Source organism: Kineococcus terrestris, assembly GCF_041020755.1.
In the GTDB taxonomy this organism is placed as follows: domain Bacteria; phylum Actinomycetota; class Actinomycetes; order Actinomycetales; family Kineococcaceae; genus Kineococcus; species Kineococcus terrestris.
In genome coordinates this window covers 22,554-48,452 of record NZ_JBEUEI010000008.1, presented here as the reverse complement: position 1 = coordinate 48,452, position 25,899 = coordinate 22,554, and the positions used below count along the sequence as shown (strand labels likewise).

General features: G+C 77.3%; 22 protein-coding genes. 7 read left to right on the top strand and 15 right to left on the bottom strand.

Annotation, left to right across the window (positions count from 1 at the left end):
• The 13 genes from AB8M62_RS06870 to AB8M62_RS06810 form a co-directional block, all read right to left on the bottom strand.
• Positions 1 to 339, bottom strand: a complete 339-nt coding sequence (locus tag AB8M62_RS06870; protein ID WP_369054549.1) for a flagellar FlbD family protein — start codon at positions 337 to 339, stop codon at positions 1 to 3.
• 268 nt (positions 340 to 607) lie between these two features.
• On the bottom strand, positions 608 to 1,876 hold the full coding sequence (locus AB8M62_RS06865; RefSeq protein ID WP_369069044.1) for a flagellar hook protein FlgE: 1,269 nt from the start codon (positions 1,874 to 1,876) through the stop codon (positions 608 to 610).
• Between the two features lie 51 nt (positions 1,877 to 1,927).
• The gene (locus AB8M62_RS06860; RefSeq protein ID WP_369069043.1) at positions 1,928 to 2,464 is read right to left on the bottom strand and encodes a flagellar hook capping FlgD N-terminal domain-containing protein; all 537 of its coding nucleotides are present in this window, start codon (positions 2,462 to 2,464) and stop codon (positions 1,928 to 1,930) included.
• Between the two features lie 80 nt (positions 2,465 to 2,544).
• On the bottom strand, positions 2,545 to 4,416 hold the full coding sequence (gene fliK, locus AB8M62_RS06855; RefSeq protein WP_369069042.1) for a flagellar hook-length control protein FliK: 1,872 nt from the start codon (positions 4,414 to 4,416) through the stop codon (positions 2,545 to 2,547).
• Positions 4,413 to 5,537, bottom strand: coding sequence for an NlpC/P60 family protein (locus AB8M62_RS06850; RefSeq protein WP_369054544.1), 1,125 nt, complete (start codon positions 5,535 to 5,537; stop codon positions 4,413 to 4,415). Before AB8M62_RS06850 ends, fliK begins: the two co-directional genes overlap by 4 nt.
• Positions 5,534 to 6,004: a flagellar FliJ family protein gene (locus AB8M62_RS06845; RefSeq protein WP_369054542.1), complete on the bottom strand. Its 471-nt coding sequence runs from the start codon at positions 6,002 to 6,004 to the stop codon at positions 5,534 to 5,536. The genes AB8M62_RS06850 and AB8M62_RS06845 overlap by 4 nt, the downstream gene beginning before the upstream one ends.
• Positions 6,001 to 7,353, bottom strand: coding sequence for a FliI/YscN family ATPase (locus AB8M62_RS06840; protein ID WP_369054649.1), 1,353 nt, complete (start codon positions 7,351 to 7,353; stop codon positions 6,001 to 6,003). The genes AB8M62_RS06845 and AB8M62_RS06840 overlap by 4 nt, the downstream gene beginning before the upstream one ends.
• A gap of 65 nt (positions 7,354 to 7,418) precedes the next feature.
• The gene (locus tag AB8M62_RS06835) at positions 7,419 to 8,288 is read right to left on the bottom strand and encodes a FliH/SctL family protein (RefSeq protein ID WP_369069041.1); all 870 of its coding nucleotides are present in this window, start codon (positions 8,286 to 8,288) and stop codon (positions 7,419 to 7,421) included.
• Positions 8,272 to 9,297 carry a flagellar motor switch protein FliG gene (gene fliG / locus AB8M62_RS06830; RefSeq protein ID WP_369054539.1) on the bottom strand — a complete coding sequence of 342 codons (1,026 nt, stop codon included), beginning with the start codon at positions 9,295 to 9,297 and terminating at the stop codon, positions 8,272 to 8,274. Before fliG ends, AB8M62_RS06835 begins: the two co-directional genes overlap by 17 nt.
• A 3-nt stretch (positions 9,298 to 9,300) precedes the next feature.
• Positions 9,301 to 10,914 (bottom strand): flagellar basal-body MS-ring/collar protein FliF, encoded by a 1,614-nt coding sequence (gene fliF / locus AB8M62_RS06825; protein ID WP_369054537.1) that lies wholly within the window; start codon positions 10,912 to 10,914, stop codon positions 9,301 to 9,303.
• Positions 10,914 to 11,252, bottom strand: coding sequence for a flagellar hook-basal body complex protein FliE (fliE, locus tag AB8M62_RS06820; protein WP_507237569.1), 339 nt, complete (start codon positions 11,250 to 11,252; stop codon positions 10,914 to 10,916). Before fliE ends, fliF begins: the two co-directional genes overlap by 1 nt.
• 125 nt (positions 11,253 to 11,377) lie before the next feature.
• Positions 11,378 to 11,773, bottom strand: a complete 396-nt coding sequence (gene flgC, locus AB8M62_RS06815; protein WP_369054536.1) for a flagellar basal body rod protein FlgC — start codon at positions 11,771 to 11,773, stop codon at positions 11,378 to 11,380.
• Between the two features lie 85 nt (positions 11,774 to 11,858).
• On the bottom strand, positions 11,859 to 12,209 hold the full coding sequence (locus AB8M62_RS06810) for a flagellar basal body rod protein FlgB (protein WP_369054535.1): 351 nt from the start codon (positions 12,207 to 12,209) through the stop codon (positions 11,859 to 11,861).
• Positions 12,210 to 12,708: 499 nt separating this feature from the next.
• Here AB8M62_RS06810 and AB8M62_RS06805 point away from each other — a divergent pair, with 499 nt between their 5' ends.
• The 4 genes from AB8M62_RS06805 (at position 12,709) to AB8M62_RS06790 (ending at position 18,125) form a co-directional block, all read left to right on the top strand.
• Entirely contained in the window at positions 12,709 to 15,006 is a 2,298-nt protein-coding gene (locus AB8M62_RS06805; RefSeq protein WP_369069039.1) for a coiled-coil domain-containing protein, read from the top strand.
• Positions 15,003 to 15,590, top strand: a complete 588-nt coding sequence (locus AB8M62_RS06800; protein ID WP_369069038.1) for a hypothetical protein — start codon at positions 15,003 to 15,005, stop codon at positions 15,588 to 15,590. The genes AB8M62_RS06805 and AB8M62_RS06800 overlap by 4 nt, the downstream gene beginning before the upstream one ends.
• A gap of 142 nt (positions 15,591 to 15,732) precedes the next feature.
• Positions 15,733 to 16,290: a heme NO-binding domain-containing protein gene (locus AB8M62_RS06795; RefSeq protein WP_369054531.1), complete on the top strand. Its 558-nt coding sequence runs from the start codon at positions 15,733 to 15,735 to the stop codon at positions 16,288 to 16,290.
• Positions 16,287 to 18,125 carry an EAL domain-containing protein gene (locus tag AB8M62_RS06790; RefSeq protein WP_369069037.1) on the top strand — a complete coding sequence of 613 codons (1,839 nt, stop codon included), beginning with the start codon at positions 16,287 to 16,289 and terminating at the stop codon, positions 18,123 to 18,125. Before AB8M62_RS06795 ends, AB8M62_RS06790 begins: the two co-directional genes overlap by 4 nt.
• Positions 18,126 to 18,135: 10 nt before the next feature.
• Here AB8M62_RS06790 and AB8M62_RS06785 read toward each other — a convergent pair whose 3' ends face one another.
• Together AB8M62_RS06785 and AB8M62_RS06780 are read right to left on the bottom strand one after the other, a co-directional pair.
• The gene (locus AB8M62_RS06785; protein ID WP_369054528.1) at positions 18,136 to 19,095 is read right to left on the bottom strand and encodes a M56 family metallopeptidase; all 960 of its coding nucleotides are present in this window, start codon (positions 19,093 to 19,095) and stop codon (positions 18,136 to 18,138) included.
• A 43-nt stretch (positions 19,096 to 19,138) separates the two neighbouring features.
• Positions 19,139 to 19,564 (bottom strand): BlaI/MecI/CopY family transcriptional regulator, encoded by a 426-nt coding sequence (locus AB8M62_RS06780; RefSeq protein ID WP_369069036.1) that lies wholly within the window; start codon positions 19,562 to 19,564, stop codon positions 19,139 to 19,141.
• 129 nt (positions 19,565 to 19,693) lie between these two features.
• On the opposite strand from AB8M62_RS06780, the gene AB8M62_RS06775 reads away from it, so the two are divergent.
• Genes AB8M62_RS06775 through cydC form a run of 3 tightly spaced genes read left to right on the top strand, consistent with a single transcriptional unit; the run spans position 19,694 to position 25,834 of the window.
• Positions 19,694 to 21,271, top strand: a complete 1,578-nt coding sequence (locus AB8M62_RS06775) for a cytochrome ubiquinol oxidase subunit I (protein ID WP_369069035.1) — start codon at positions 19,694 to 19,696, stop codon at positions 21,269 to 21,271.
• Positions 21,272 to 21,281: 10 nt separating this feature from the next.
• Positions 21,282 to 22,331, top strand: coding sequence for a cytochrome d ubiquinol oxidase subunit II (gene cydB, locus AB8M62_RS06770; RefSeq protein ID WP_369069034.1), 1,050 nt, complete (start codon positions 21,282 to 21,284; stop codon positions 22,329 to 22,331).
• Complete coding sequence (cydC, locus tag AB8M62_RS06765; protein ID WP_369069033.1) at positions 22,328 to 25,834, top strand: thiol reductant ABC exporter subunit CydC; 3,507 nt, start codon at positions 22,328 to 22,330, stop codon at positions 25,832 to 25,834. Before cydB ends, cydC begins: the two co-directional genes overlap by 4 nt.
• Positions 25,835 to 25,899: the final 65 nt, after the last annotated feature.

The window sequence follows — 25,899 nt, the reverse complement described above, 5'->3', positions numbered from 1 at the left end:
TCACGGCCTCCTGCGGTGCAGCGGGGTCGGCGCGGGCAGGTCGCCGTCGGTGTCGCTGGTGGTGGGGGTGCTGCTGCGGGTGTGCGAGCTGTCGCTCGTCGGGTGCGCCGGCAGCTCGAGGACGTCGGCGGTCCCCGTCTCCTCCAGCGCGTGCGCGGTGGCGACGACGCGGGCGCGGAACGCGAGCACGCGCTCCACGACGTCGTCCAGCGTCTCGGTCACGACGAACTTGGCCCCGTCCACGAGGGTGATGACCGTGTCCGGGGTCGCGTCGACGCGCTGGACCAGGTCGGGGTTCACGGCGAACACCGACCCGTTGAGGCGAGTCACGAGAATCACGGGGATCCGTCCTTGGGCTGGGATCGAGGGCCCTTCCGTGGGCCGTGTCAGCAGTTCCATCGGCGTGTCCGGGGTGGACCTGAGAGAGGTTGATCGACCCCACCCGTTCGTGCTAACGGGTCACCCTGCGCGAGCACCGCTCCCCCGGCCGGCGGCCCGCGGGGGTGGCGCCAGGAGGGGCGCGCGAGCGGGCCCGGACGCGCGGACGCCCTCCCGGGCCGCGCACCACGCGGCCCGGGAGGGCGTCGAGCTGGTCCCGTCGGGGGCGTCAGCGCTTGAGGTTGACCAGGTCCTGCAGGATCTCGTCGGAGGCGCTGATGATGCGCGAGTTCGCCTGGAAGCCGCGCTGGGCGAGGATCAGGTTGGTGAACTCCGCCGACAGGTCGACGTTGGACATCTCCAGGGAGCCGGCCAGCAGGCCGCCGCGGCCCGCCTCGCCGGCGATGCCGAAGACCGGGTTGCCCGAGTTCGTCGACACGCTGTAGAGGGAGTTGCCCTCCTTGCGCAGGCCGGCGTAGTTGTTGAAGGTCGCGATGGCGACCTGGCCCAGGGTCTGCTTGTAGCCGTTGGAGTACGAGCCGGTGATGACGCCGTCGGTGCCGAAGGAGTAGCTGGTCAGGGTACCGATCGGGAAGCCGTTGCCGGCGCCCTGGATGTTGCTCTTGCCGGTCGTGCCGACGTAGCCCGTGAGCTTGGTCAGGTCGACGGCGATCGCGGCCCCCGTCGGGCTGGTGCCCGCACCGATGCTCAGGGTGCTCGGGGTGGCGGCGGCACCGTCGGCCACGGTGCCCGTGCCGTTGAAGGAGATCGGCCCGAGGGTGTTCGCGAAGGTGCCGGCGGGGTCGGTGTCCCAGGCGACGTTCCAGGTGTTGGTCTTCACCGGCGGCGTACCGGGCGCGTCGTTGCTGAAGCGCACGTAGACGGTCGTCAGGTTGCCCTGCTCGTCGAACGCCTTGAAGCTCGTCGTCACCTTCTGCGCGGTGCCGTCGGCGGCCAGCGTGTTGTCCAGGTTGCCGCTGATGGTGGCCTCCGCGGTCACCTTCGCGGGCATCACCGAGTCGGAGGGGATGACGAGCTTCTCGACCTGGCCGTTGGTGTTGATCGGCCCGTTGGGCGTGGCGGGACGCCAACCCATGACGTAACCGCCGTTGTTCGTGACGACGGAGCCGTTGGCGTCCAGCGTGAACGAGCCGTTGCGGGTGTAGAACGTCCCGTCGCCCTGCTGGACGGCGAACATGCCGTCGCCCTGCAGCATGATGTCGGTGGACTTGCCGGTGGACTGCGCCGAGCCCTGCGTCATGTTCATGGTGATGGCGTCCACGCGCACACCCAGACCGACCTGGGAGGGGTTGGTGCCGCCGTTGACGTCGGTCGGCGCACCCGCGGCCTTGGTCAGCTGCGACAGCGTGTCGGAGAAGACCACGCTGGAGCTCTTGTAGCCGGTGGTGTTGACGTTGGAGATGTTGTTGCCGACGACGTCCATCATCGTCTGGTGCGAGCGCAGGCCGCTGACACCGGAGAACATGGAACGGAGCATGGGCGTTGCCTTCCTGGGGACGGGCGGGGTCGGGGTGGGGGGTGGTGCGGGTCAGCCGGTGGTGGTGCCGGCCGGCGGGACCGCCGCGGCGGCCTTCGGCACGTCGACGCTGCCCACCTTGGACAGCACGACCTCCTGGCCGTCGACCTTCAGGACCGGCTCGCCGCCGGTGCCGCCGACGGAGGAGGCGCTGAAGGACGCCGAGGTGACGACGCCCGTCACGGGGTTGCCGTCCGCCCCGGTGTAGGTGACGGTCTGGCCGACGAGGGTGCTGGCCTGCAGCTTCAGCTGCGCGCCGAGCATCTCGACGTTGTTCTTGTTCATCGCCTCCATCGTCTCCAGGCTGGAGAACTGCGCGGTCTGCGCGATGAAGGCCGTGGAGTCGACGGGCTTGGACGGGTCCTGGTAGCGCAGCTGCGCCACCAGCAGCTTCATGAAGGTGTCCTTGTTGTCCTTCGTGTTCCCGGACGCCTTCGTGCTGGCGCTGGGGTCAGCCGCCCGCTTCGCCGCCGCCGCGGACGTGGCCGCGTCGGAGTTGGCGATGAGCGAGGCGTACGGGTTCGCACCGCTGGCCGCGTCGATGGTCATGGGTTCTCCTTCGGTCGTCCGGGTGACGATCTGTAGGCCGGACAGGCGTTCTCGTGCGCCCGGGAGGCTGACAGGAGCGCTCAGACGCGCAGGTCGAGGCGCCCGGCTGCCGAGGCCGCGGCCGCGCGCCGGGCGGCGAGGTCGCCGTCGGCGCCGAAGCCGGCGGACGCCCAGCCGCCGCGGCGGCCGGTACCGCCGTCGCCGCGCTCGTCACCGCGCTGCCCCGGCTGGCCCGGCTGCCCGGACCCGGTGTCACCGGCGGCGGCGCGGGACTGCTGCTGGCCGGGGGTGTCGGCGCTGACGTCGACGCTCGTGGAGGTGAACGAGGTGCCCGACAGCTCCCGCTGCAGGTCCCCGAGGGCCTGGCGCAGGGCGTGCCGGGCGGCCTCGGAGCTGCCCGAGAGCTGCACGTGCAGCGCACCGCCGGACACCTCGGCGCTGACCTGCACCGGCCCGAGGCCGAGCGGGTTCACCTCGACGGTGAGCCGGTGCGCGCCGTCCACGTCGTGCGGCAGGCGCGACAGCTGCGCGCTCAGGCCGTGCGCGAACGCGGCCGGGTTGGTCAGCGGCAGCGGCGCGGGCGGCGTGGAGGTCGCCGCGACGGCCGGGGCGGTCACCGCACCGGCCAGCGGGGCGGCCGGAGCCGGGACGCCGGCACCGGTCACCGGCGCCGAGGACGAGGCGGCGGCGCGGGTGGCGGGCCCGGTGTCCGCGAGCGCCCCGGCGGCGGACGCGGCGGTGGCGGTGGCCGGCTGCGGGACGACGGGGCTGGCGGCCAGGACGGTGGGCTGCGCGTCCTCCGTCCGGCCGGCGGTGCCCGCCGCGGCGGGGGCGGGAGGTGCGGCGGGCCGCTGCCCGCCGGGCTGGTCCTGCGCTCCCCCGCCGGTGCCCGCGTCGCCGGTCGTGGCGGACGGGACGCCCGCGGCGGCCGTGGCGGTGCCCGCGGCGTCGGCGGGGGCGGCGGTGGCGGCGGTGGCCGGGGCGCCGGTCGCCGCGGGACCCACCGGGACGGCCTGGGCGACGGCAGCGGTCGCGGCGGTCGTCGCGGTGGTGGTCGCGGGTGCGGCGGCCTGGTCGGCGGTCTCCGCGGTGGGCACGGCGGCGCCGCGCTGGGCGGCCTGGACGGCGGCGCGCACGGCGAGGGCGCCGGCCACGTCGGCGGAGGCGCCGCCGGTCGGGTCGGCGGCGGGCGCGCCGGGGGTGCTCGCGGCGACCGCGGTGGCGGCGTCCGCGGCCGGCGCGGCACCGGGGGCGCCCGGCACCGGGACGCCGGTACCGGCGACGGCGGCACCGGTCGCCGGAGCGGCCGGGGCGGCGTCCACGGCGGCGGGCGTCGCGGTGGCGGGAGGTGCGGTGGTGGCCGGGGCGGCGAGCGGGGACGCGGACGGGGCGACCGAGGTCTGCTGCGCCGCAGCGGGAACGGCGGCGGGCGCACCGGCGACCGGCGCGGCGGGCACCGCGCCGGTGGCGTCCGCCGCAGCGGCGACCTGGCCGGGCACCGCGGCGGCGGGCTGACCCGGCACGGTCGCGCCGAGCGCGGTGGCGGTCCCGGCAGCAGCCGCGGGCTGGCCGGCCGGCTGGCCGTCCGCGACGGCCCCGGCGGACGTGGCGGTCGCGGTGGTCAGGACGTGCGGTGCGAGCAGCGCCAGCGGCAGGCCGAGCAGCGCGGGGTCGACGGGGGCGGGCGCGGCGGTCGCGGCCTCGCCGGTCGTGGCCTCGCCGGTCGTGGTCTCGCCGGTGACCGGCTGCCCGGACCCGCCGCCGGACCCGCCCGCGGAGGCGCCGGAACCGCCGGTGCCGCCGGTGCCGTCGCCGCCCTCGCGCAGGGAGGCGACGGCGCGCCCGAAGCTCTCGGCGAACCCGGCGCCGCCGCCGGAGGCGGCGCTGTCCCGGCTCCCGGACGAGGGGGCGGGCGCGGCGACGGGCAGCGTGCTGATGGTGGGGGTGCTCACGCGGCGCTCCAGGCGTTCAGGGTGGCGGTGATCTTCTGGACGTACTTCTGGGTCTCCGCGAACGGCGGGACACCGCCGTGCTTGCGGACGTTGCCCGGTCCGGCGTTGTAGGCGGCGAGCGCGAGCGGGACGGACCCGAAGGCGTCCAGGTGCTTGCGCAGCAGGCGCCCGGCGCCGTCGATGGCGGAGGCGGGGTCGAGGGGGTCGACGCCCATCTCGCGGGCGGTGGCGGGCATGAACTGCATGAGCCCGAGGGCGCCGGCGCGGCTGCGGGCGTTCGGGTCGTAGCCGGACTCGGCCTTGGCGACGGCCGAGAGCAGCCCGGCGGGCAGGGAGTAGCGCTGCTCGGCGGCGCGGAAGGCGGCGTCGTAGGGGGCGGAGGCGGCGCCGGCGCCGGTGAGGGCGGGCGGGCGCACGTAGCCGGCGCCGGTGGTGGCCGGGGCGCCGCCGACGCCGGTGAAGACCGCGGCGGCGGCCAGGCCGGCGGCCGCGGTGGTGGCGGCGGTGGTGCCCAGGCGCCGGATGGTCATGGGCGTCTCCCAGACCTTGGCGATCTTGACGACGTCACCGGCCTTGGGCGCGTGCAGCATCTTCCCGTCCCCGACGTAGATCCCGATGTGGTGGCCGCCGGACAGGACGACGAGGTCGCCGGGGCGGGCGTCGGCGAGGCTCGCGACCTCGGTGCCGACCTTCGCCTGCTGGGCGGCGGTGCGCGGCAGGCTGACGCCGACCTGCTTCGCCGCGTACTGGATCAACCCGGAGCAGTCGAAACCGGCCGGGGTGGTGCCGCCCCACACGTAGGGCACGCCCAGGTAGGGGCGGGCGGCGGCCAGCAGCCGCTCCCCCGTGTCGCCGCCGGCGGCGGTGGCCGGGTCGGTGGCCGGGTCGGCGACGACGCGGCCGCCGAAGGCGGCGCTGACGGCACGGGTGCCGCGGGCGACGGCACCCGTGGCACCGCCGAGCGCCGAGGCGAAACCCCCGTCGCCCGCGGTGGCGGAGCTAGCGGCGCGCACCGCGGCCTGGGCGGCGAGCAGCCGCTGCTGGCCGGCGGCCGCGCCGAGCCCGGCGATGCGGGACTCGATGTCGGCGATGCGGGACTGGACCTCGGCGATGCCGCTCACGCGTCGTCCTCCCCCGGCCCGTCCGCGGGCCCGGCGAGGCCGGCGCGCCGGCGGGCGCGGGCGGCGAAGGCGGCCACGGTCAGGTCGTCCAGGGCCTTCTGGTCGGCGGCCAGCGCGGCGCGCTCCTGCGCGAGCTCCTGGCGCTCGACGACCCGCTCGAGGGAGCGCTCGGCGCGGCGGGCGCGCGCCCAGGCGGCCTGCTTGTCGCCGACCTCCTGCTCGGCGCGGGCCACGAGGGCGCGGGCGGAGTCCAGGTCGGCGACCAGGGCGGCGCGCCGGGCCACGGAGACGGTCCAGGCGGTCATCGTCTCGTCGCTCAGGTGGGCCTCGCCGAGGTCGCGCTGCACGCGGGCGGCGCGCTGGGCCTCGCGGCGCAGCTGGGCGTTGGCGTGGGAGACGTCGGCCTTGGCCTGCTCCTGCTGGGCGCGGCGCAGCTTGAGCAGGCCGAGGATGCCGCGGGCGATCACCGTCCACCTCCGGATCGGGTCAGCTGGGCGGCCAGCTGCGCCAGGTCGTCCCACGCCCGCTCGGCGGGGGTGGTCTCGTCCAGGTCCTGGCGCAGGAAGGCGTTGATGGCGGGCATGGCGACCACGGCGGCGTCGACGTCGGGGTTGGCGCCGGGGGCGTACGCGCCGACGTCGATGAGCTCCTTGGCGTCGCGGTGGGCGGCCAGGACGCGGCGCAGGGTGGTGGCCAGCGCGCGCTGCTCGCGGGTGGTCACCCGCCCGGCGACGCGGGAGACGGACTCCAGCACGTCGATCGTCGGGAAGTGCCCGGCGGTGGCCAGGCGCCGGTCCAGGACGACGTGGCCGTCGAGGATGGAGCGGGCGGCGTCGGCGATCGGCTCGTTGTGGTCGTCGCCGTCGACCAGGACGGTGTAGATCCCGGTGATGGAGCCGGTGACGCCCGGGCCGGCGCGCTCCAGCAGCCGCGGCAGCAGCGCGAAGACGCTGGGCGGGTAGCCGCGGGTGGCGGGCGGCTCGCCGACGGACAGGCCGACCTCGCGCTGGGCCATCGCCACGCGCGTGAGGGAGTCCATCATCAGCACGCAGTCGGCGCCCAGGTCGCGGAAGGACTCGGCCACCGCGGTGGCGGTGACGGCCGCGCGCAGGCGCAGCGCGGGCGCCTCGTCGCTGGTGGCGACGACGACGACGGAGCGGGCCAGGCCCTCCGGGCCCAGGTCGTCCTCGAGGAACTCGCGGACCTCGCGGCCGCGCTCGCCGACGAGGGCGAGGACGGACACGTCGGCCGCGGTGCCGCGGGCGATCATCGACAGCAGGGAGGACTTGCCGACGCCGGAGCCGGCGAAGATGCCGAAGCGCTGACCGCGCCCGGCCGGCACGAGGGTGTCCAGCGCCCGCACGCCCAGCCCGAGGGGGGCGTCGACGCGGGCGCGGGCCATCGCCGGCGGCGGGGCGCTGTGCAGGGGCGCGCGGGGCGCGGCGTGCAGGGGCTCGCCGCCGTCCAGGGGGTTGCCCAGGGCGTCGACGACCCGCCCCAGCAGGGCGGTGCCCACGGGGACGGTGGGGGCGCGGCGGGTGGCGGTGGCCGGCAGGCCGGCGGCCAGGCCCGCGGCGTGGCCCAGCGGCAGGCAGCGCAGCCGCGGCGCGCCGCCGGGACCGGCGTCCACGGCCACGACCTCGGCGGGCGTGACGGGACCCGTGGCCGGGTCGCCCAGCAGGACGGTCTCGCCGACGGCGGCCTCCAGGCCGGCCACGTCCACCGACAGGCCCACGACGCCGCTGACCCGCCCGCGCACGAGCGGGCGGGCGGCGGTGGTGGCGCGCTCCAGCTGCGGGCGCAGCACCTCGCGCACCTGCCGGGCCAGCGCCGGGCCCACGAGCCGCCCGGAGGTCACGGGGGTCCCGGCGGTCGCGGCGCTCACCGCGCCCGCCCGGGCACCTCGCTGCGCGCTGCCGCCTCCGGCGACACCAGCGCCTCCAGGGCGCGGGCGACGCTGGCGCGCAGGCCGGCGTCGACCTCGGTGTCGCCCTGCCGGGCGAGCGCGTCACCCGGCTGCAGCGTGGGATCGGGCAGGTACGTCACGAGCTGTGCATCGGCGCCGCCGTCCGGGCCCTTGAGCGCTGCGCCGGACGGGTGGTGCGCGCCGGGCCCCTCGGGTCCGGTGAGCGCGTCCAGGTCCTGCGGGTGCAGGCGCACGGTGACCGGGCGGGTGGCGTCCAGGGGGCGCAGGGCCCGCTGCACGGCCTCCAGGACCGGCGAGGACGCCAGGGAGACCTCGCGGTCCAGGACGGCGCCGGCCAGGTCCAGGGCCAGCTCCAGGACGGTGTCGGCCAGGGCGCCGACGGTGGGCTCGCGCTCGGCGCGCACGGCGTCGGCCGCGTCCAGCAGGGCGCCCTCGGCACGGGCCAGGACCTGCGCGCGGTGCGCCTCGTGGGCGGCGGCCGAGGCCCGGGAGGCCTGGCGCTCGGCCAGGCGCTCGGCGGCGGCCCGCTCGGAGGCCTGGCGCATGCCCTCGGCCCAGCCCTCGGCGTACCCGGCGGCGCGGGCGGCCTCGCGCTGGGCGCGCGCGGCCTCCTCGTCACCGGGACCGCGCGGCACCTGGAACCCCGTGAACCGTTGCGGCACACCGGCTCCCGGGGAAGCCGGCGCGGCGACGAACGTGCGCGGGGCGCGCGCGGGGGCGGTGTCGGCCGGCACGAACGCGCGCGAGCGGACGGCTCCCGTCGCGGCGGCCGCCGGCCCGGCGGCGAACCGCCGGGCCGCGCGGGGGTCAGGCGACGAAGTCATCGTCCCCGCCGCGCGTCAGCACGATCTGGCCGGACTCCTCGAGCTGGCGGATGACCTGGACGATCTTCGTCTGGGCCTCCTCGACCGCCGAGGTGCGCACGGGACCGAGCATGTCGATCTCGTCCAGCAGGTTCTCGCGGGCGCGCTCGGAGACGTTGCGCAGGATCTTGTCGCGCACGACCTCCTTGACGCCCTTGAGGGCCGTGGCCAGGTCGGCCGTCTCCACCCCGCGCAGGACGAGCTGGATGGAGCGGTCGTCGAGGGTGGTGATGTCCTCGAAGACGAACATGAGCCCGCGGATCTCCTCCGCCAGCGGCGCGTCCACCTTCGCCAGGCCCTCGAGGATGCTGCGCTCGGTGCCGCGGTCGGCGCGGTTGATGATGTCGACCAGGGGCTGCACGCCGCCGACGGCGGTGTTGCTCTTGGCCTGCAGCACCGTGGAGGTGCGCCGCTGCACGACGTCCTCGATCATCCGCACGTACTCGCTGCTGGTGGACTCCATCGTGGCGATGCGGTAGGCGATGTCGGCCTGCATCTCCGGGGCCAGCCCGCCCAGGATCATCGAGGACTGGTCCGGGCGCAGGTGCGCCACGACCAGGGCGATGGTCTGCGGGTGCTCACCGGTGAGGAAGGTGAGGATCTGCTGCGGGTCGGCCTGGTGCAGGAACTGGAACGGCTGCACCACGGCGGCCTCGGCCACGCGGCCCAGGACCTCCGCGGCCCCGTCGGTGCCCAGGGCGCCCTCCAGCAGCGCCTGGGCGAAGTCCATGCCGCCGGCGCCGCCGCGCAGCGGCGCGACGATCATGTCGTGGAACTCCTGCAGCACCACGCCGGCGGTCTCGGCCGAGACCGAGCGCAGCCGCAGGATCTCCGCGGTCAGCTCCTCGATCTCCGCCGGCCGCATGTGGGCCAGGACCTTCGCGGCGTTCTCCTGCCCGACCTGCACCAGCAGGACGGCGGCCTTCTGCGCCCCGGACAGGGGCGCGACCTCGAGCTCGGTGGACGGCACGGCTCAGGACCTCCGATCGGCGAGCCAGCCGCGGAGCAGTTCCGCGACCTCCTCGGGCTGGCGGGAGACGAGTTCGACGACCTCGGTGCGGCGGGCGGCCGCCGCCTCCAGGGCGGGGTCGACCGGCGCGGCCTCGAGCGCCACCGGACGATCGGCGCCGGAGGCCAGCTCCTTGAGCGCGTCCTCCTCGCCCGTGACGTCGCCCACCGGGATCGGCGCGAGCGGGACGTCGAGCACGTCGACGGTCTCCACCTTGCGCCGGCGGAAGGCCAGCAGGACGATCACCAGCAGGACCAGGACGAGCAGCCCCAGGGCGGCGGTCTTGGCGTAGCCGACCAGCTGGTCCTGGCGCTCCTGCTCGGCGGCGGCGTCCAGCGCCTCCTGCGCCTGGGTGGCGGCGGAGGTGTCGAACGCGGTCTTGACGACCGAGACGGTGTCCCCGCGGGTGGCGTCGATGCCGGCGGCCTGGCTGACGATCTGGGTGATCTGGTTGACGTCGGCCGCACCGGCCTTGCCGGCGTCGATGACGACGGCCACCGACTGGCGCTGCACCTTGCCCGGCGCCTGCGTCGTGGTCGTGTCGGTGCGGTCGATCGGGTTGTTGTCGGTGGCGGACTTCTTGGAGTAGTCGCCGCCGGTGCCCGCGCCGTCGGCCGGGACCTGGATGTTGTCCGGGCCCAGGACACCGGTCGCGGCGTTCCCGGCCGCCCCCGTGTACGTCTCCTCGGTCGTGGCGCTGGCCAGCGGCGGGATCTGCTGCGGGTAGGAGTACCGGGTCGACGTGGTGGTGGTGTCGTCGAAGTTCAGGGTCGCGTTGACGGTGGCCTTGACGTTGCCCTTGCCGAGCACGCCCTCCAGCATCGCCTGCAGGTTCTGCCCGGCGACGGTGTTGTAGTCGCTGGTGCGCTGCTGCTGCGCGGAACTGCCCGAGCCGTCGCTGGAGAGGGTGTTGCCCTCGCCGTCGACGACGGAGACGTTCTTGGGGTCCATGCCCTCCACGCCGCCGGCCACCAGGTTCACGATCGAGGTGACCTGGTCGGTGGTCAGCTCCGCGCCCGGCTCCAGGCTCACCAGCACCGAGGCGGTGACGGGGTCCCGGGTGTCCAGGAACACGTCCTTCTGCGGGATGGCGAGGTTGACGACCGCGGTCTCCACCCCGTTGATCGAGGTGATGGTCTTGGCCAGCTCACCGGACAGGGCGCGCTGGTACGTCTTCTGCTGCACGAACTCCGAGGTGGTCACCCCGGACTTGTCCAGCAGCGCGTACCCGGACTCCGAGTCCGAGGGCAGGCCCTCGCCCGACAGGGCCAGGCGGGCGTCGTAGACGCGCTCGGAGGGCACCATGACCGACCGGCCGCCGTCGGCGAGCTGGTACGGGGTGCCGTCGGCGGTCAGCTTCTCCACCACGGCCGAGGCGTCGGCGGCGGACAGGTTCGTGAACACCGGCGCGTACGTCGGGGTGGTCGCCCACCGCGCGAACAGGGCGCCGCCGGCGAGCAGCGCGACGAGGACGGCGACCACGACGGCCTTCTGACCGGCGGAGAAACCGCCGAACACGCCCGCGTAGCGACGGGCGCCCTCGACGATCGCGGCGGGTCCCTTGCTGGCCTTGGCCATCAGATCTGCATCCTCATGATCTCGTTGAACGCCTCGACGGCCTTGTTGCGGATCGCCGTGGTCAGCTGCGTGGCTAGCTGCGCCTCGTTGCTCGCGATCATGTAGTCGTGGACGTCGGTCAGGTCACCGGTGGCGGCCTTCACGGCCAGCTGGTCGGCGCTGGACTGCAGGCCCTGCAGGCGTTCCAGGCCGCCGGCCAGCAGCGCGGCGAAGTCGCCGCCGGTGCCGGCGGCCGCCTGCGCGCCGCCGGCGCCCTGGGCCGCCTGCAGCGCCGCCGCCCCCGCCGCCCCGGCCGGCGCGACGGTGGTGGCCGCGCCCGTGGCGACCGCGCGGGTCATCTGGGCGTTGTCGGTGTCGGCGATGCCCTGCCCGAACCCGGTGGCCAGGGTCCCCAGCGCACCGCCCACGCCGCTCGCACCGCCGATCCCGCCGACGGCGCCGATCGTCTCGACGCTCACCCGGATCAGCCCTTCCCGAGCTGCAGGGCCGCCTGGTAGGCGTCCTTGGCGCGGTCGACCACGGTCAGGTTCGCCTGGTAGGCGCGCTGGGCCATGATCAGGCTGGTCATCTGGGTGCTCATGTCGATCTCGGGGTACTTCACGTACCCCTCGGCGTCGGCGAGCGGGTGGTCGGGCTCGTAGACCATCCGGCCCTCGGTGCTGCCGGTGACGATCCCGGCGACCTGGGTGCCGCGGCCGTCGCCGGCCTCGGTGGCCACGACGTAGCGCGCCGCGAAGGCGTCCTCGTCGGTGCGCCGCACCGTGTTGATGTTCGCGAGGTTGTCGCTGACCGCGTCCATCCACTTGCGGTTCACCGTGACACCGGTGCCGGCGATGCCGATGGCGTCGAAGATGCTCATGCGTTGCTCCGGGCTCGTCGCGTCCGGGGGGACGTCTGCGGGGGGCGGGGGGCGTGGACCGCGGGGACGGTCGTCGCGGGGAGGGTCACTGCGAGGACATCGCGGTGCGCAGCAGCGAGTACTTGCTGTTCAGCGCGGCCAGGACCGTCTGGTAGCTGAGGTTCGTCGCGACGTTGGAGATGGTCTCCTGGTCGAGGTTGACGTTGTTGCCGTCCTCGCGGGTGGGCTCCAGCGACTTGCGCGTGGACACCGGCGACGTCGCGGCCGCGGCCGGGTCGCCGGAGCGGACCGCGTCGGCCAGCGACGACTCGAACGCCACCTTGTTGGCCAGGTAGCCCGGGGTGTTGATGTTGGAGATGTTGTCGGCGATGGCTCGCTGGCGCGCCTGCAGACCGTCCAGCGCTGTGTGCAGCGCGATGCTGGTGATGTCGGGCACTGCGGCCACCCTCCGACGGCTCACCGGCGCGGGGCCCGGTGAGGGTTTCGACTGTCCTGCTCCTGCCGCCGCGGTCCGGGCCGGCGCTCGGCCGGCACGTCCCGCGTCTTGTGACCATTCGGCGCAGCGCGGCGGGCGCTTGAGCCGCACCGCCCGTGCGGGGCCCTTCGACCTGCCGGGGGCTGGTAGAACCACCCGATCGGCCCAGCGCCGCTCACGCACCGCCGCCGCCGGGGCGCCGGCCTCCCCCGCGCGGACGCACCCGGGTCGTTGAGCGCGGCTCCCCCGCCCGCCCGCCGGGCCCGCGCACCGGCGCGCCACCCGTCCCCGGAGCGCCCCGGACCCCGTCCCCGGCGCTGCCCGTCACGCGGCGGGCCGCCGCTGCTGCGTCCGGGTGACGCGCGGGGCACCGGGACGGGTGCCGCTCCTCACGCGCTGTGCGCTCAAGGGCGCCCGGTGGTGCGCCGAACCAGTGGCCAGCGACAGTCTGGAGACTCCCGTGACCCACCTGGACGACGTGACCGCCGACGTCCCCCCGGCGACGCCCGCGCCGCACCCCGCACCGCACTCGGCTGCTCACCCCGCGGCGCACCCCGCGGCGCACCGAGCAGCGACCCCGGACGCGGCCGCGCCGCGGATGACGGCCGAGCCCACCCCCCGCGCCGAGCTCGACGAGCTGGCCGCGGAGGTGGAGGAGCTGGCCGGCGCCGACACGCGCACCGACCGGGCGGCCGCCCTGGCCTCCCTGGCGCGCGCCCTGCGCGGCGGGGCCGAGCTGGGCCGCTGGGCCGACTGCGACCTGTTCGCCGTCCTGGACGTCGACGGGCCCACCCCGCAGCCGCTGCCGCGGCGCAGCCTGGTGCGCTCCGGCGCGCTGCGCACCGCGCTGGTGTTCGCGCCCGTCCTCGTCACCTGGGTCGGCCTGCTGTTCGCCGGCCGCGCCTACGGCGACATGGTCGCCGCCGGGGACGCGAGCGCCGGCTCGTCGTTCCTGCAGCTGTGGCTGGACGGGTTCGGCGGGCGCACCGTCTTCTCCCTGGACCACGTCGCCGAGGCCGCCGTCGTCCTCATCACCGCCGCCATCGCCGTCAGCGTGGCCACCGAGCGCCGCCAGCGCGCCGACGAGGACCGCGCCGAGGAGGCCGAGCGCGCCCACCGCCAGCGCCTGCGGGCCGTCGCCGCGCGCGCCACCCTGGCGCTGGCCCCGCACCGCAGCAACGCCGCCGAGCAGCTGGGCGCGCACTTCCAGCGCGGCCTGGAGGCCCTGGCCGGGCTCATCGCCGAGACCACCCGCCTGCACGGGGACACCTCCGGGCTGGTCGCCGACGTGCAGCGCTCCAGCGGCCTGATCGTCGAGGCGGCGCGCGCCGCCGAGGACAGCGGCGCCCGCGTCGCCGAGGCCGCCGTGTCCCTGCAGCGCGACGTGTCGGTGGCCATCACCCGGCACGGGGAGATGATCGAGCGCGACCGCGAGCAGCACTCCCGCGCCCTTCAAACCTCCACCGACACCCTGCAGCGCGCCCTGGGCGAGCTGGAGGAGGGCTGCAGCAAGGCGCTGCTGGAGAGCCTGACCGGCCGCGACCGGGTCCTCGCCGCCGTGGAGTCCGTCACCGGCTCGGTGGCGCAGCTGTCCACCGAGACCCGCGCCGCGATGGCCGACCTGGCCGAGGCCGGACGCACCATGAGCAAGCACAGCGTCGACTTCGGCGACCAGGTCACCGCCCAGCTGGACGCCCTCAGCAGCGCCGCCCGCGAGTCGGTGGAGAAGATCTCCGCCTCCTCCGTGGAGGTCACCGCCGGGCTCACGCAGGCCGCCTCGCAGGCCGTCGAGCAGCTGCACGAGACCGTGCTGCGCAGCGTGGAGAAGGTCACCGCCGTCACCGGCGACGCCTTCACCGAGCACGTCGAGGCCGCCACCGCGCGCGCCACCGCGACCATCGAGGGGCTGCGCGCGGACGTCAAGCGCTCCTCCGACGCGGCCGAGGAGGCGCTGGCCTCCGCCGGCGTCGCCCTGTCCGACGCCGCCGAGGACCACCAGCGCCGCACCCGCCACACCGCCGACATGACGGCGCTGCTGGCCTCGCAGACCGCCGCCCTGGAGACCTGGCGCACCGTCGAGGACGGCCTGGAGCACGCCGTGGCGGACCTGCGCTCGGTGCCGCGCTGGCTGGACGAGGTCCACGAGCGCCACGCCGAGGAGAGCACCCGCGCTTTGACCCGCCTGGGCGAAGCGCTGGGCCAGGAGGTCACCCGCGGGGTCACCGACACCCTGACCCGCGCGCAGGAGGACCACGTCCGCTCGGTCACCCGCGCCTACCGCGACTCCAGCCGGATGCTGCAGCACGACCTGACCGACGCCATCGGCGCGGTGCTGGACGGTGTGGCGAGCGCGCCCCGTCCCGAGCCGCGTCCCGAGCCGCGTCCCGAGCCGCGCCGCGAGGAGCACCGGGCCCCGGCGCGCGCCGTGCGCGAGCCCGTGCGCGAGCCCGTGCGCGAGCCCGTGCGCGAGGCCGTGCGCGAGGCGCGCCGCCCGGTGGACGCGCCGCCGGCCCGCGCGGCCGCTCCCGTCCCGGTCACCGCCCCCGCGCAGGTCACCGCCCCGGCCGCCGCGCCGGCGCGCGAGCCGCGCCGGGACCTGGCGCAGGAGCTGCGCGCGGCCCTGCGCGCCCGCGGCGCGGCGCCCGCCCCGCAGACCGCCGTCCTCACCGCGCCCGCGGCCCGCGACGAGCGGGCCGGCGGCGAGGACGACGCGCCCTTCGCCGTCGCGCGCTTCAGCCGCGCCGGGGTGACCCGGTGAGCGGGCGCCACCGCCGCACGGGCGCGGCCGCCCGCTCGTCCACCTCGGCCGGGCTGGCCGGGTGGGTCTTCGCCGACGGCCTGCTGGCGCTGACCCTCATCGGGCTGGCCTCCGGCGCCGTCGTCGACCTGGCCTCCGGCCCGCCGCCCGCGGCCGCGGCCGCAGCGGTGGCGCAGCCCACCGCCGAGCCGACCCCGACCGCCACCCCCAGCCCGGTGCCGCCCGCGCCGCCGGCTCCCCCGCCGCCGGCGCCCGTCGTGGCCGACGGCGTCGCGCAGGCCCCCGTGGTGCTGGAGGTGGCCGTGGCCGGCGTGGACGACGAGGCCGTGCGCCTGCGGGTCGCCGAGGCCGTGGCGCCGCTGGTGGCCGAGGGACGCCGGGCGGCGTTCGTCCTGACGTTCGGCACGGCGCGCGAGCCCGGTGCGGGCACGGCGCTGGCGCGGCGGGCCAACGGCCTGCTCGACGCCGCCGCCCCGGAGGTCTTCGCCGGCTCCGCCAAGCGCGACTTCTGGCGCGCCGTCGGCGAGGGCGCCCCGCAGGCCGGCGTCGTGCGCCTGGAGGTGTACCTGCTGCAACAGGTCTGAGACCCGTCCCGAGCGGGTCCGACCCGGGTCCCCGGGGTCCCCGTCGGGTGCGGGCCGCGGGCCCGCCCTCCAGTTCCCCCCGGCGCGTGCCGATGCAGCCGGAGCGGACGGCGATCGGCAGGCGGAGGGCGGGCTCGCAGGGGTGTACGGACTGGTGAACACGGCGGTCGCCGACCTGGCGCGGGCCGTGGGGGGCGAAGAGGCCTGGCAGGAGGTCTGCGCGCACGCGCAGGTGCCGCCGGTGGCCTTCGTGGGCACGGCCGCCTACCCCGACGACGTGACGTACCGCCTCGTCGAGGGCGCCAGCGCCGTCCTCGGGATGAGCCCCGAGCAGGTGCTGGCCGCCTTCGGCCGCCACTGGGTTCGCTACACCTCCCAGCGGGGGTGGGGGCCGCTGCTGCAGTCGGCCGGCGGGTCGCTGCCGGAGGTCCTGGCCGGGCTGGACGCCCTGCACGCGCGGGTGCGGCTGATGATGCCCGAGCTGCGCCCGCCGTCCTTCCGGTGCGTGGAGCTGAGCGCGACCACCCTGCGGCTGGACTACTGGTCCGAGCGCCCGGGCCTGGCGCCGATGGTCGTCGGGCTCGTGGAGGGCCTGGCCGAGCTGCTGGGCGGCAGCGCGAGCGCGACGCACGTGCGGGTGGCCGCCGACCGGCACGACCACGACTCCTTCGCCGTCACACACTCCCCGGCCCCGGCGTGAGCGGCGACGCGCCGCGGGAGCCGGCGCGGGACGCGGCGGCCGCGGGCGCACCGGCGCTGCCCGAGGGCCTGCTGCACGAGCTGCTGGAGCGGCTGTGCCCCTTCCACCTGCTCCTGGACGCCGAGGGCCGCGCGACGCGGCTGGGTCCCTCGCTGCGCAAGGTCTGCCCCGCGCTGCGCCCGGGCGAGCCCGTGGCGCCGCTGCTGCGGTTCACCACCCCGCGGGAGGCCTCGTGGCGGCGGGGCGCCGGCGAGCCGCCGCGCGGCCTGGTCGTCCTGGAGACCGACCGCGGCCACGTCCTGCGCGGTCAGCTGCTGCCCGCGGGCGCGGGCACCCTGTTCGTGGGGACCCCGTGGGTCACGAGCACGGAGGACCTGGCCGCTCTCGGCCTGCGCCTGGACGACTTCTCCGCCGCCGACCCGGTCACCGACCTGCTGCTGCTGCTGGGCGCGCGGGCGGGCGCGCTGGCCGACGCGCAGCTGCTGGCCGCCCAGCTGCAGGAGGTCGCCGCCGCGCACGCCCACCGGGCGGGCCACGACGACCTGACGGGGCTGGCGAACCGCGCCGCGTTCACCGACCGCCTGGAGCGCGAGCTGCGGTCCGCGCGCGCCCGCGGCGGCAGCGTCGGGGTGGTGCTGCTGGACCTGGACCGCTTCAAGGAGGTCAACGACACCCTCGGGCACGACTGCGGGGACCTGCTGCTGCGGCAGGTCGGGCCGCGCATCGGGGCGGTGCTGCGCGCCGGGGAGGCCGTCGCGCGGCTGGGCGGCGACGAGTTCGCGCTGCTGGTCGCCTCCCCGCGCCGGGGAGCGGCCGCGCTGGCCGACCACCGCGCCGTCGCCGAGCGGGTGCTGGCCGCCCTGCACGAGCCGTTCGTCGTGGCGGGCCTGACGCTGTTCGTGGAGGCCAGCGCCGGGATCGCCGCGGCGCCCGAGCACGGCAGCACGGGCGCGCTGCTGCTGCAGCACGCCGACGTGGCGATGTACCAGGCCAAGAGCCGGCACCTGGGCGTGGTCGCCTACTCCCCCGACCTCGACGGGCACGACCCGCGCCGGCTGACCCTGCTGTCGCAGCTGCGGACCGCGGTGGACGGCAGCGAGCTCGTCCTGCACTACCAGCCCCTGCTGGACCTGCCCTCCCGGCGGGTGCTGGGCGTGGAGGCGCTGGTGCGCTGGCAGCACCCGGTCGAGGGCCTGCTGCCGCCGTCGGAGTTCGTGCCGCTGGCCGAGAGCAGCGGCCTGGTGCAGGCGCTGACGCGCAGCGTGCTGGCTGCGGCCTGCGCCCGGGCGAGCGCGTGGCTGGCCGCCGGGCGCCCGCTCGTCGTGGCCGTCAACGTCTCGGCCCGCTCGCTGGCGGACCTGTCGCTGCCGGAGGCCGTCGCCGAGCACCTGGGCAGGAGCGGGCTGCCGCCCCACCTGCTCAAGCTGGAGATCACCGAGAGCGCGGTGATCGCCGACCCGGTGCGCGCGCAGCACGTCCTGGAGCGGCTGCGGCGCCTGGGCGTGGCCCTGTCCGTGGACGACTTCGGCACCGGCTACACCTCGCTGGCGCACCTGCGCCGGCTGCCCGTGCAGGAGCTGAAGATCGACCGCTCGTTCGTCACGGGCATGCTCACCGAGCCGGCGGACGCGGTGATCGTGCGCACGGGCGTCGAGCTGGCCACGCGCCTGGGCCTGCGCTCGGTCGCCGAGGGCGTCGAGGACGCCGCGACGCTGGCCGCGCTGGCCGCGCTGGGCTGCACGACGGCGCAGGGGTACCACCTGAGCCGGCCGCTGCCGGAGGCGGCGCTGGAGCGGTGGCTGGCTGCCCGCGACGCCGGGCACCCCGCCGCGTAGGCGCGGCGGCTCAGCGCCCCAGCGCCCGCCAGGTCAGCCGCAGCCAGGGCAGCGCGACCGTCAGGGTCGGCCCGGCCAGCACGAGACCGGCCGCGGTGTAGAGCGCGGCGGACAGCCGGCGGTGCGGGGGCGTGCGGTCGTCCTCGCCGCACCCGTCGGCCAGGCGCCGCACCCGCGTCAGCGCGTCGGCGCCCACGGCCGTCTCGCCCTCGGTGCGCTCGCCGGGCGCGCTGGCCAGCTGCACCAGGGCGCGGGCCAGCGGGGCCGAGCCCTCGGTGCGCCGGGCCGCGTCATCGGCGAGCATCTCCACCAGCAGCCGCACCGTGTCCAGGGCCGCGCGCGAGGAGACGATGCGCGGGAAGGCCGCGTGCAGGGCGGTGAACGCCTCCAGGACCAGGTCGTGCCGGGCGCGCAGGTGGGCGCGCTCGTGGGCCAGGACGGCGCGCACCTCGGCCGGGGACAGCTGCTCGATGACCCCGTCGGACAGCACCACCCGGTTGGCGCGCACGCCGGGCAGGCAGTAGGCGATGCGCCCGGGCCCGGACAGCACCCGCACCCCCGCCTCGCGCAGCAGCGCGGCGTCCAGGGCGCCGTGGGACTCGGTGCGGTGCAGCAGGTCCACCAGCTCGCGGTGCCGGCGCCGGCGTCGGCGGGTGCGCACCGCCACGTGCGCGGCGACGACCCAGAACCGCACGGTGACGACGGTGACGAAGGCGGAGCCCAGGCCGATGAGGGTGGTCTGGACCCAGCCGCGCCGCTCCAGGAACGGCAGCCCGGGCTCCTCGGTGAACAGCATGGTCAGCGAGGCCAGCCCGGCGCCGAGGGTGGCCAGCACGGCGCCGAGGGCGACCGCCTGCCACAGCACCAGCGCCGCGCGCGGCACCCGCCACGTCCACCGGGCGCGCGCCAGCAGGGCCGGCACCGGGCCGGCCAGCAGCACCGCGAGCGCGGCGAACCAGAAGGCGGTCACGGGACCGCCTCCGCCTCACCCGCCGGACGGGGCACGGACGTCGTCAGGACGCCGGGGCGCTGTCCCCCGCCCGCTCGTCCACCCGTCCGCGCGCGGCCCCGGGCTCGCGGGTGGCGAGGGCGTCCAGCGCCTCGCGCAGCGCGGCCGCCTCGGCCGGCGAGACGCTGCCGACGAAGTGCACGAGGGCGGCCTGGCGGTCGCCGGCGGCGGGCACGCCGCCGAGGGCGTCGAGCATGAGGTCGGCGACCATCTGCTCGCGGGAGGCGGCCGGGGCGTACCGGAAGGCGCGCCCGGCGCGCTCCTGGGTGACGACGCCCTTCTTGGCCAGGCGGTCCAGCACCGTCATGACGGTCGTGTAGGCGATCTTGCGGTGCCCGGCGAGCAGCTCGTGGACCTCGCGCACCGTCAGCGGGTGGGGGGACGCCCACAGCCGGTCCATGACGTCGCGTTCGAGCTCTCCGAGGGCCACGAGGCGATGGTACGTGAGCGGGGACACGCAACGCGAGCCGTCGTACTACGACCGGTCGTAGTAATGTGGAGCCACTACGACGGGCCGTCGTAGGACCCGTCGCAGCACCCGACCCGCGGAGGCACCCCGGTGGACGTCGTCGAGCTCAGCCGGCTCCAGTTCGCCACCACGACGCTGTACCACTACCTCTTCGTCCCGCTGTCGATCAGCCTGGCGCTGCTGACGGCCGGGCTGCAGACCGCCGCCGTGCTCGCCCGCCGCCGCGCCGCCCGGCGCGCGCCGGCCGCCGTGGGCGCCCGTGCGGGCACGGGTGCCGGTGCCGGTGCTGGGGGCGCCGCTGCGCCCGGTGAGCGGTGGGGGCGCCTGGGCCTGCTGACCGGCAAGCTGCTGATGACGACGTTCGCGGTCGGCGTGGTCACCGGCCTCGTGCAGGAGTTCCAGTTCGGCCTGAACTGGAGCGACTTCGCCCGCTTCTACGGCGACGTGTTCGGCCCGACCCTGGCCGTGGAGGGCATGCTCGCCTTCTTCCTGGAGGCCACCTTCCTGGGCCTGTGGTGGTTCGGGCGCGACCGGCTGCCCGAGCTGGTCCACCTGGCGACCATCTGGACCGTGGCGCTCGGCACGACGATCTCCGCGTTCGTCATCCTGGCCGCCAACTCCTTCATGCAGAACCCCGTCGCCTACACGATCGACGCCGAGACCGGCCGGGCGCAGCTGGGCAGCTTCTCCGAGCTGCTGCTCAACGAGGTGAACCTCGCCGCTTTCCCGCACACCGTGTTCGGCGCCCTGATGACCGGCGGCGCCCTCGTCATGGCCGTGGGCGTGTGGCACCTGCTGCGCGGCGGGCACGCGCCCGCCTCGGAGGAGTTCGCCGCCTTCCGCGCCCTCTCGCGGGTGGGCGCCTGGACCACCCTGGTGGCCGGCGCCGGCACCGCCGTGACCGGCGACCTGCTGGGCAAGGTCATCACCCGCGTGCAGCCGATGAAGATGGCCGCCGCCGAGGCCCTGTACGAGACGCGCACCTCCGCGCCGTTCTCGCTCTTCGCCTACGCCCCGCCCGGCGCCGAGCGGCCGACGTTCAGCCTCGAGGTCCCCGGCCTGCTCTCGTTCCTGGCCAAGGGGTCCTTCACCGCCGAGGTCGCCGGCATCGACGACCTGCAGGCCGCTTACGCCGCCCAGTTCGGCCCCGGCGACTACACGCCCTGGATCCCCGTGGCGTTCTGGAGCTTCCGCCTGATGATCGGCGTGGGGATGCTCGCCGCGCTCGTGGCGCTGGTGCACCTGTGGGTCACCCGCTCCGGGCGCCCGCTGTCGGTGGACACCCGCCTGGCCGCCGGCGTGCTGTGGTCGGTGCCCGTCCTGCCGCTGCTGCCGCTGGCCGCCAACTCCTTCGGCTGGATCTTCACCGAGACCGGCCGCCAGCCGTGGCTGGTGTTCGGGCTGTTCCAGACCGCCGACGGCGTCTCCCCCGGCGTCTCGACCGCCGAGGTCGTGCTGTCCCTGCTCGCCTTCACCGCCGTCTACGGCGCGCTGGCGTGGGTGTGGACGCTGCTGGCCGTGCGCCTCGTGCGCGCGGGGCTGCCGGCCCTGCCCGGTACCGCGCGCCCCGACGACGGCGACCGCGACGGCGACGTCGACCGCGGTGGCGACCGCGACCCGGCCGGCCGCGCGCGCGCCGGCGCCCCCGACACCTCCCTGAGCTACTGAGGAGCCCCGCGTGGACCTCGACCTGGCCCTGACCTGGTTCGCCGTCGCCGTCCTGGCGTGGGTGCTGTTCTTCGTCCTGGAGGGCTTCGACTTCGGCGTCGGCTACCTGGGGCCCCTGCTGGGGCGCACCGACGCCGAGCGCAGCGCCGCCGTGCGCACCGTCGGCCCCGTCTGGGACGGCAACGAGGTGTGGCTCGTGGCCGCGATCGGCGTCACGTTCGCCGCCTTCCCCGACTGGTACGCCGCGCTGCTGTCGGGCACCTACCTGCCGATGGTCGCCGTCCTGCTGCTGCTGGCCGTGCGCGGGGTGGCCATCGAGTTCCGCGGCAAGCACGACGACCGCGGCTGGCGCGCACGCTGCGACGCGTTCCTGGCCGCCTCCTCGCTGCTGCTGGCCGCGCTGTGGGGTGCGGTCGTGGGCGCGCTGGTCACCGGGCTGGCGATGGACGCCGGCGGCGAGGTCCGTGCGGCCGGCCTGCTGGGCGGGCTGGGCCGCTCGGTGGAGCCGCTGCTGAGCCCCGGCGCGGGCGTCGGCGCCGTCGCCGGCGTGCTGCTGGCCACCCTGCAGGGGGCGACGTTCCTGTCGCTGCGCACCACCGGCGCGCTGCGGGTGCGGGCCCGGCGGGTGGCCGTGCCGGCCGCGGCCGCCGCCGCGTTCGCCGCGCTGCTGACCGTGGTCATGGCCCCCAGCACCCCGGCCGCCGTGGCCGGTGCGCTGCTGACCGCGGCCGCGGTGGCCGCCGCGGCGCGCCGCGAGGCGCTCGCCTTCACCGCCAGCTCGCTGGCCGTCGTGGCCGCCGTCGTCGGTGCCCTGACCGCGCACTTCCCCGTGCTGCTGCCCACGACCCTGGCCGGCGGCGCCGACGTGACGCTGCGCGGCGCGGCCGCCAGCGACGGCGCGCTGGAGCTCATCTCGGTCGTGGGCGTCGTCGTCCTGCCCGGTGTCGTGGCCTACCAGCTGTGGTCGTACTGGGTCTTCCGCCGCCGCGTGGGCGGCGAGCGCGAGGCACCCCGCCCGGCGGGCGCGCAGCCGTCGCGGGGGGTCAGGCTGGGCCGGTGACCGCCACCACCGCGCCCGCCCCGGCCACCGGGACCGGCGCGACCCGCCCGCGCGGGCCCGTCGACCCGCGGCTGCTGCGCCACGCCCGGCCCGCGCGCGCCGGGATCGCCGCCGTCGCGGCCGCCGAGACGGTCGCGGCGGGCGCCGGGCTGGGAACGGCGTTCGCGCTGACCGACCTCGTCGTCGCCCTGTGGGCGGGCACGAGCCCCCGCGACGGCCTGCTGCTGCTCGCGGCGGCCCTGGCCGTGCGCACCGGCGCGACGTGGGCCTCCGCGCGCCTGGCGCAGCGCACCGCGACCGCCGTGCGCACCCACCTGCGCGAGCGGCTGGTCGAGCGCGCCGCCGCGCTGGGGCCCGCCTGGGCCGAGGCGCACGGCACGGACCGGCTGACGAGCCTGCTCACCCAGGGCCTGCCCGCGCTGGACGCCTGGTTCACCCGCTACCTGCCGGCCCTGGTGCCCGGGGTGCTGCTGCCCCCGGCCGTCGTGGCGCTGCTGGCCCTGCACGACGTCGAGTCCGCCGCGACCGTGGCGCTGACGCTGCCGCTGGTGCCGGTGTTCGCGGTGCTGCTGGGCTGGGCGGCGCAGGCGCGCGCGCAGCGGCAGTGGGCCGCCACCCGCGCCCTGGCCGTGCACTTCCTCGACGTCGTGCGCGGCCTGCCCACCCTGCGCGCGCACCGGCGCGCGCAGCGGCAGGTGGGCGTGGTCGCCGCGCGCACCGACGAGCACCGTCGCGCCACCGCCTCGGTGCTGCGCCTGGCGTTCCTGTCCGGCACCGCGCTGGACCTCGTGGGCACCCTCAGCGTCGGCCTGGTCGCCGTCACGGCCGGGATGCGCCTGGCCACCGGGTCGCTGGACCTGGCGACGGCCCTGCTGGTCATCCTCCTGGCGCCCGAGGCGTACCGGCCGCTGCGCGAGGTCGGCGCCCGCTTCCACGAGTCGGCCGACGCGGCCGCCGTCGTCGGGGACGTCGACGCGGTGCTGGCCGCCGTCCCGCCGTCCCCACCCGCGCCGCCGGCGGCGCCCGCCGCCGGCCTGCGGGTGCGCGGAGCGCGGGTGCTGGTGCCCGGGCGCCCGCCGGTCCTGGACGGGCCGGGCGACGGGCCGGGCGACGGGCCGGGCGACGGGGCGGGCGTGGACCTGGACGTGGCCCCCGGCGAGGTGGTCGCCCTGGCCGGGGTCTCCGGCGCGGGCAAGTCGACGCTGGCGCGGGTGGCCGCCGGGGTGCTGGTGCCGACGGCCGGGCGCGTGGAGCACCCCACCGCCCCCGGCGAGCTGGTCCACCTGCCGCAGCGGCCCTCCTTCCCGCACGCCGCGACCGTGCGCGAGGCCGTCCTGGCCGGCCGCGAGCCCGGCGAGGACCCCGACCTGGACCCGGACGCCGAGCTGCTGGCGGTGCTGGCCGACGCCGGCTGCGCGCCCGGCGAGCTGGCGCTGGACGCCCCGCTGGGCGCCGGGGCCTCGGGCGTGTCCGCCGGGCAGCGCCAGCGCCTGGCGATCGCGCGCACCCTGCTGGCCGTGCGCCGCGGCGCGCGGCGCCTGGTGCTGGACGAGCCCACCGCGCACCTGGACACCGCGACCGAGGCGCACGTCGTCGGCGTGCTGCGGCGGCTGACCGCCGAGGGGTGCGCGGTCCTCGTGGTCGCGCACCGGCCCGCGCTGCTGGCCGCCGCCGACCGCGTCGTCACCGTGGTGCGCCCGGCCGCGACGGCGGTGGTGGACGGTCCCGCGGACGTCCCCGGGGTCGCGGGTGTCGCGGGGGTCGCGGGGGTCGCCGCCGCGCCGGAGCCGTCGCCGGCCGCGGGCGCGGCCACGAGCTGGAGCCGGTGGCGGCTGCCGCGCCCGGGGTGGGTGGCCGCGGGCCTGGGCGTGGGCTCGGCGAGCGCGGGCACGGCGCTGACCGCGGCGGCCGCCTGGCTGATCGTCACGGCCGCCGACCGCCCGCCCGTGCTGACGCTGTCGGTCGCCGCGGTGGCGGTGCGGGCCAGCGCCACCGCCCGCCCGCTGCTGGCGTACCTGGAGCGCCTGCTCGTGCACGACGTCGCCTTCGCGCGGCTGGCGCGCTGGCGCTCGGACGTCGTGGCGGCGCTGGTGCCGCGCTCACCGGGCGCGCTGCACCGCGCGGGCGCGGGCGCGGGGACGGGCCGGGCCGGTGACCTGCTGGCGCGGCTGGTCGACGACGTGGACGCCCGCGTGGACGGGCTGCTGCGCCACCGGCACCCGGTGCTCGTCACCGCGCTCGCGCTGGCCGTGGCGGCCGGGGCGGCAGCGCTGCTGGACCCGCTGCTGGTGGCCGCGGCCGTGCCCGGTCTGCTGCTGGCCGGGGTGCTGGCGCCCGCGCTGGCCGCGCGCGCCGAGCGGCGCACCGAGCGCCACCGCGACGAGCTGGCCGCCGTGGGCACCGCGGCCGCCGAGACGCTGCTGGCGCTGGAGGACCTGCGCAGCCTGGGCACCCGCGAGCGGGCCCTGGCGGTGCTGCGCGCGCGGGGCCGGGACCTGGCCGGCCTGGAGCGGGCCCGTGCGCGCGCGGCGGCGACCACGTCGGCGCTGGCCGTCGGCGGCACCGGGCTGGCGCTGCTGGGCGTGGCGCTGGCCGCCACGCGGGCGGTCGCGGGGACGGGACCGGCGTGGGCGGCGGTGGCCGTGCTGGCGGCGCTGCCCGCGCTGGAGGGGGTGCGCGCCCTGCCGGAGACGGCGCGGGCGCGGGTGCGGGCCCGGCAGGCCGACCGGCGCGCGGCCGCGCTGCTGGGCGCGCCGGTGCGCGCTCACGAGCCGGTCCACCCGCGGCCGCTGCCGCCGCGACCGGCGGCCGGGCGCGCGGTGCGGGTGCGCGGCCTGGTCGCCGGCTGGGACCCCGGGCGCCCGGCGCTGCGCGGGCTGGACCTGGACCTGCGCCCGGGCGACGTCGTCGCGGTGCGCGGGCGCTCGGGGTCGGGCAAGTCGACGCTGGCGGCGGTCCTGCTGCGCTTCCTGGACCCGGCGGCCGGGCGCGTGGAGCTGGACGGGACGGACGTGCGCGAGCTGGCCGGGGACGCGGTGCGCTCGGTGGTCGGGCTGGTCGCCGACGACGAGCACGTGTTCGCCACCTCGCTGCGGCACAACCTGCTGCTGGCGGCGCCGGGCGCGAGCGACGCGCAGCTGCGCGACGTGCTGGCGCGGGTGCGGCTGGACGCGTGGGCGGCGGGGCTGCCGCAGGGGCTGTCCACGCCCCTGGGCGACGGCGGGGCGCCGCTGTCGGGCGGGGAGCGGCGGCGGCTGGCGCTGGCGCGGGCGCTGCTGGCCGAGGTCGACGTCCTCGTGCTGGACGAGCCGGGCGAGGGGCTGGACACCACGACGGCCGGGGCGCTGCTGGACGACCTGCTCGACGCGGCGGCCGGGCGCGCCGTCCTGCTCCTCGCCCACCGTGACGACGCGCTGCACCGCGCGACGGAGGTCCTCGTCCTGACGGACGGCCGGTTGCGCACCGTGTCCGAGCATGAACCCGTTGTGGCGCAGCGATCCTGAGGGAGCCGATCGGGTGACGGAAGTCGTCCACCCGGCGTTCAACCACCGTTAACGTGTGCGCCGGT

What these genes read in the sequence shown, in the direction of transcription:
- fliF (WP_369054537.1), bottom strand. Translation starts at nt 10,914, where the DNA reads ATGGCCAAGGCCAGCAAGGGACCCGCCGCGATCGTCGAGGGCGCCCGT.
- flgC (WP_369054536.1), bottom strand. Translation starts at nt 11,773, where the DNA reads ATGAGCATCTTCGACGCCATCGGCATCGCCGGCACCGGTGTCACGGTG.
- AB8M62_RS06865 (WP_369069044.1), bottom strand. Translation starts at nt 1,876, where the DNA reads ATGCTCCGTTCCATGTTCTCCGGTGTCAGCGGCCTGCGCTCGCACCAG.
- AB8M62_RS06860 (WP_369069043.1), bottom strand. Translation starts at nt 2,464, where the DNA reads ATGACCATCGACGCGGCCAGCGGTGCGAACCCGTACGCCTCGCTCATC.
- AB8M62_RS06835 (WP_369069041.1), bottom strand. Translation starts at nt 8,288, where the DNA reads ATGACTTCGTCGCCTGACCCCCGCGCGGCCCGGCGGTTCGCCGCCGGG.
- fliE (WP_507237569.1), bottom strand. Translation starts at nt 11,252, where the DNA reads ATGACCCGCGCGGTCGCCACGGGCGCGGCCACCACCGTCGCGCCGGCC.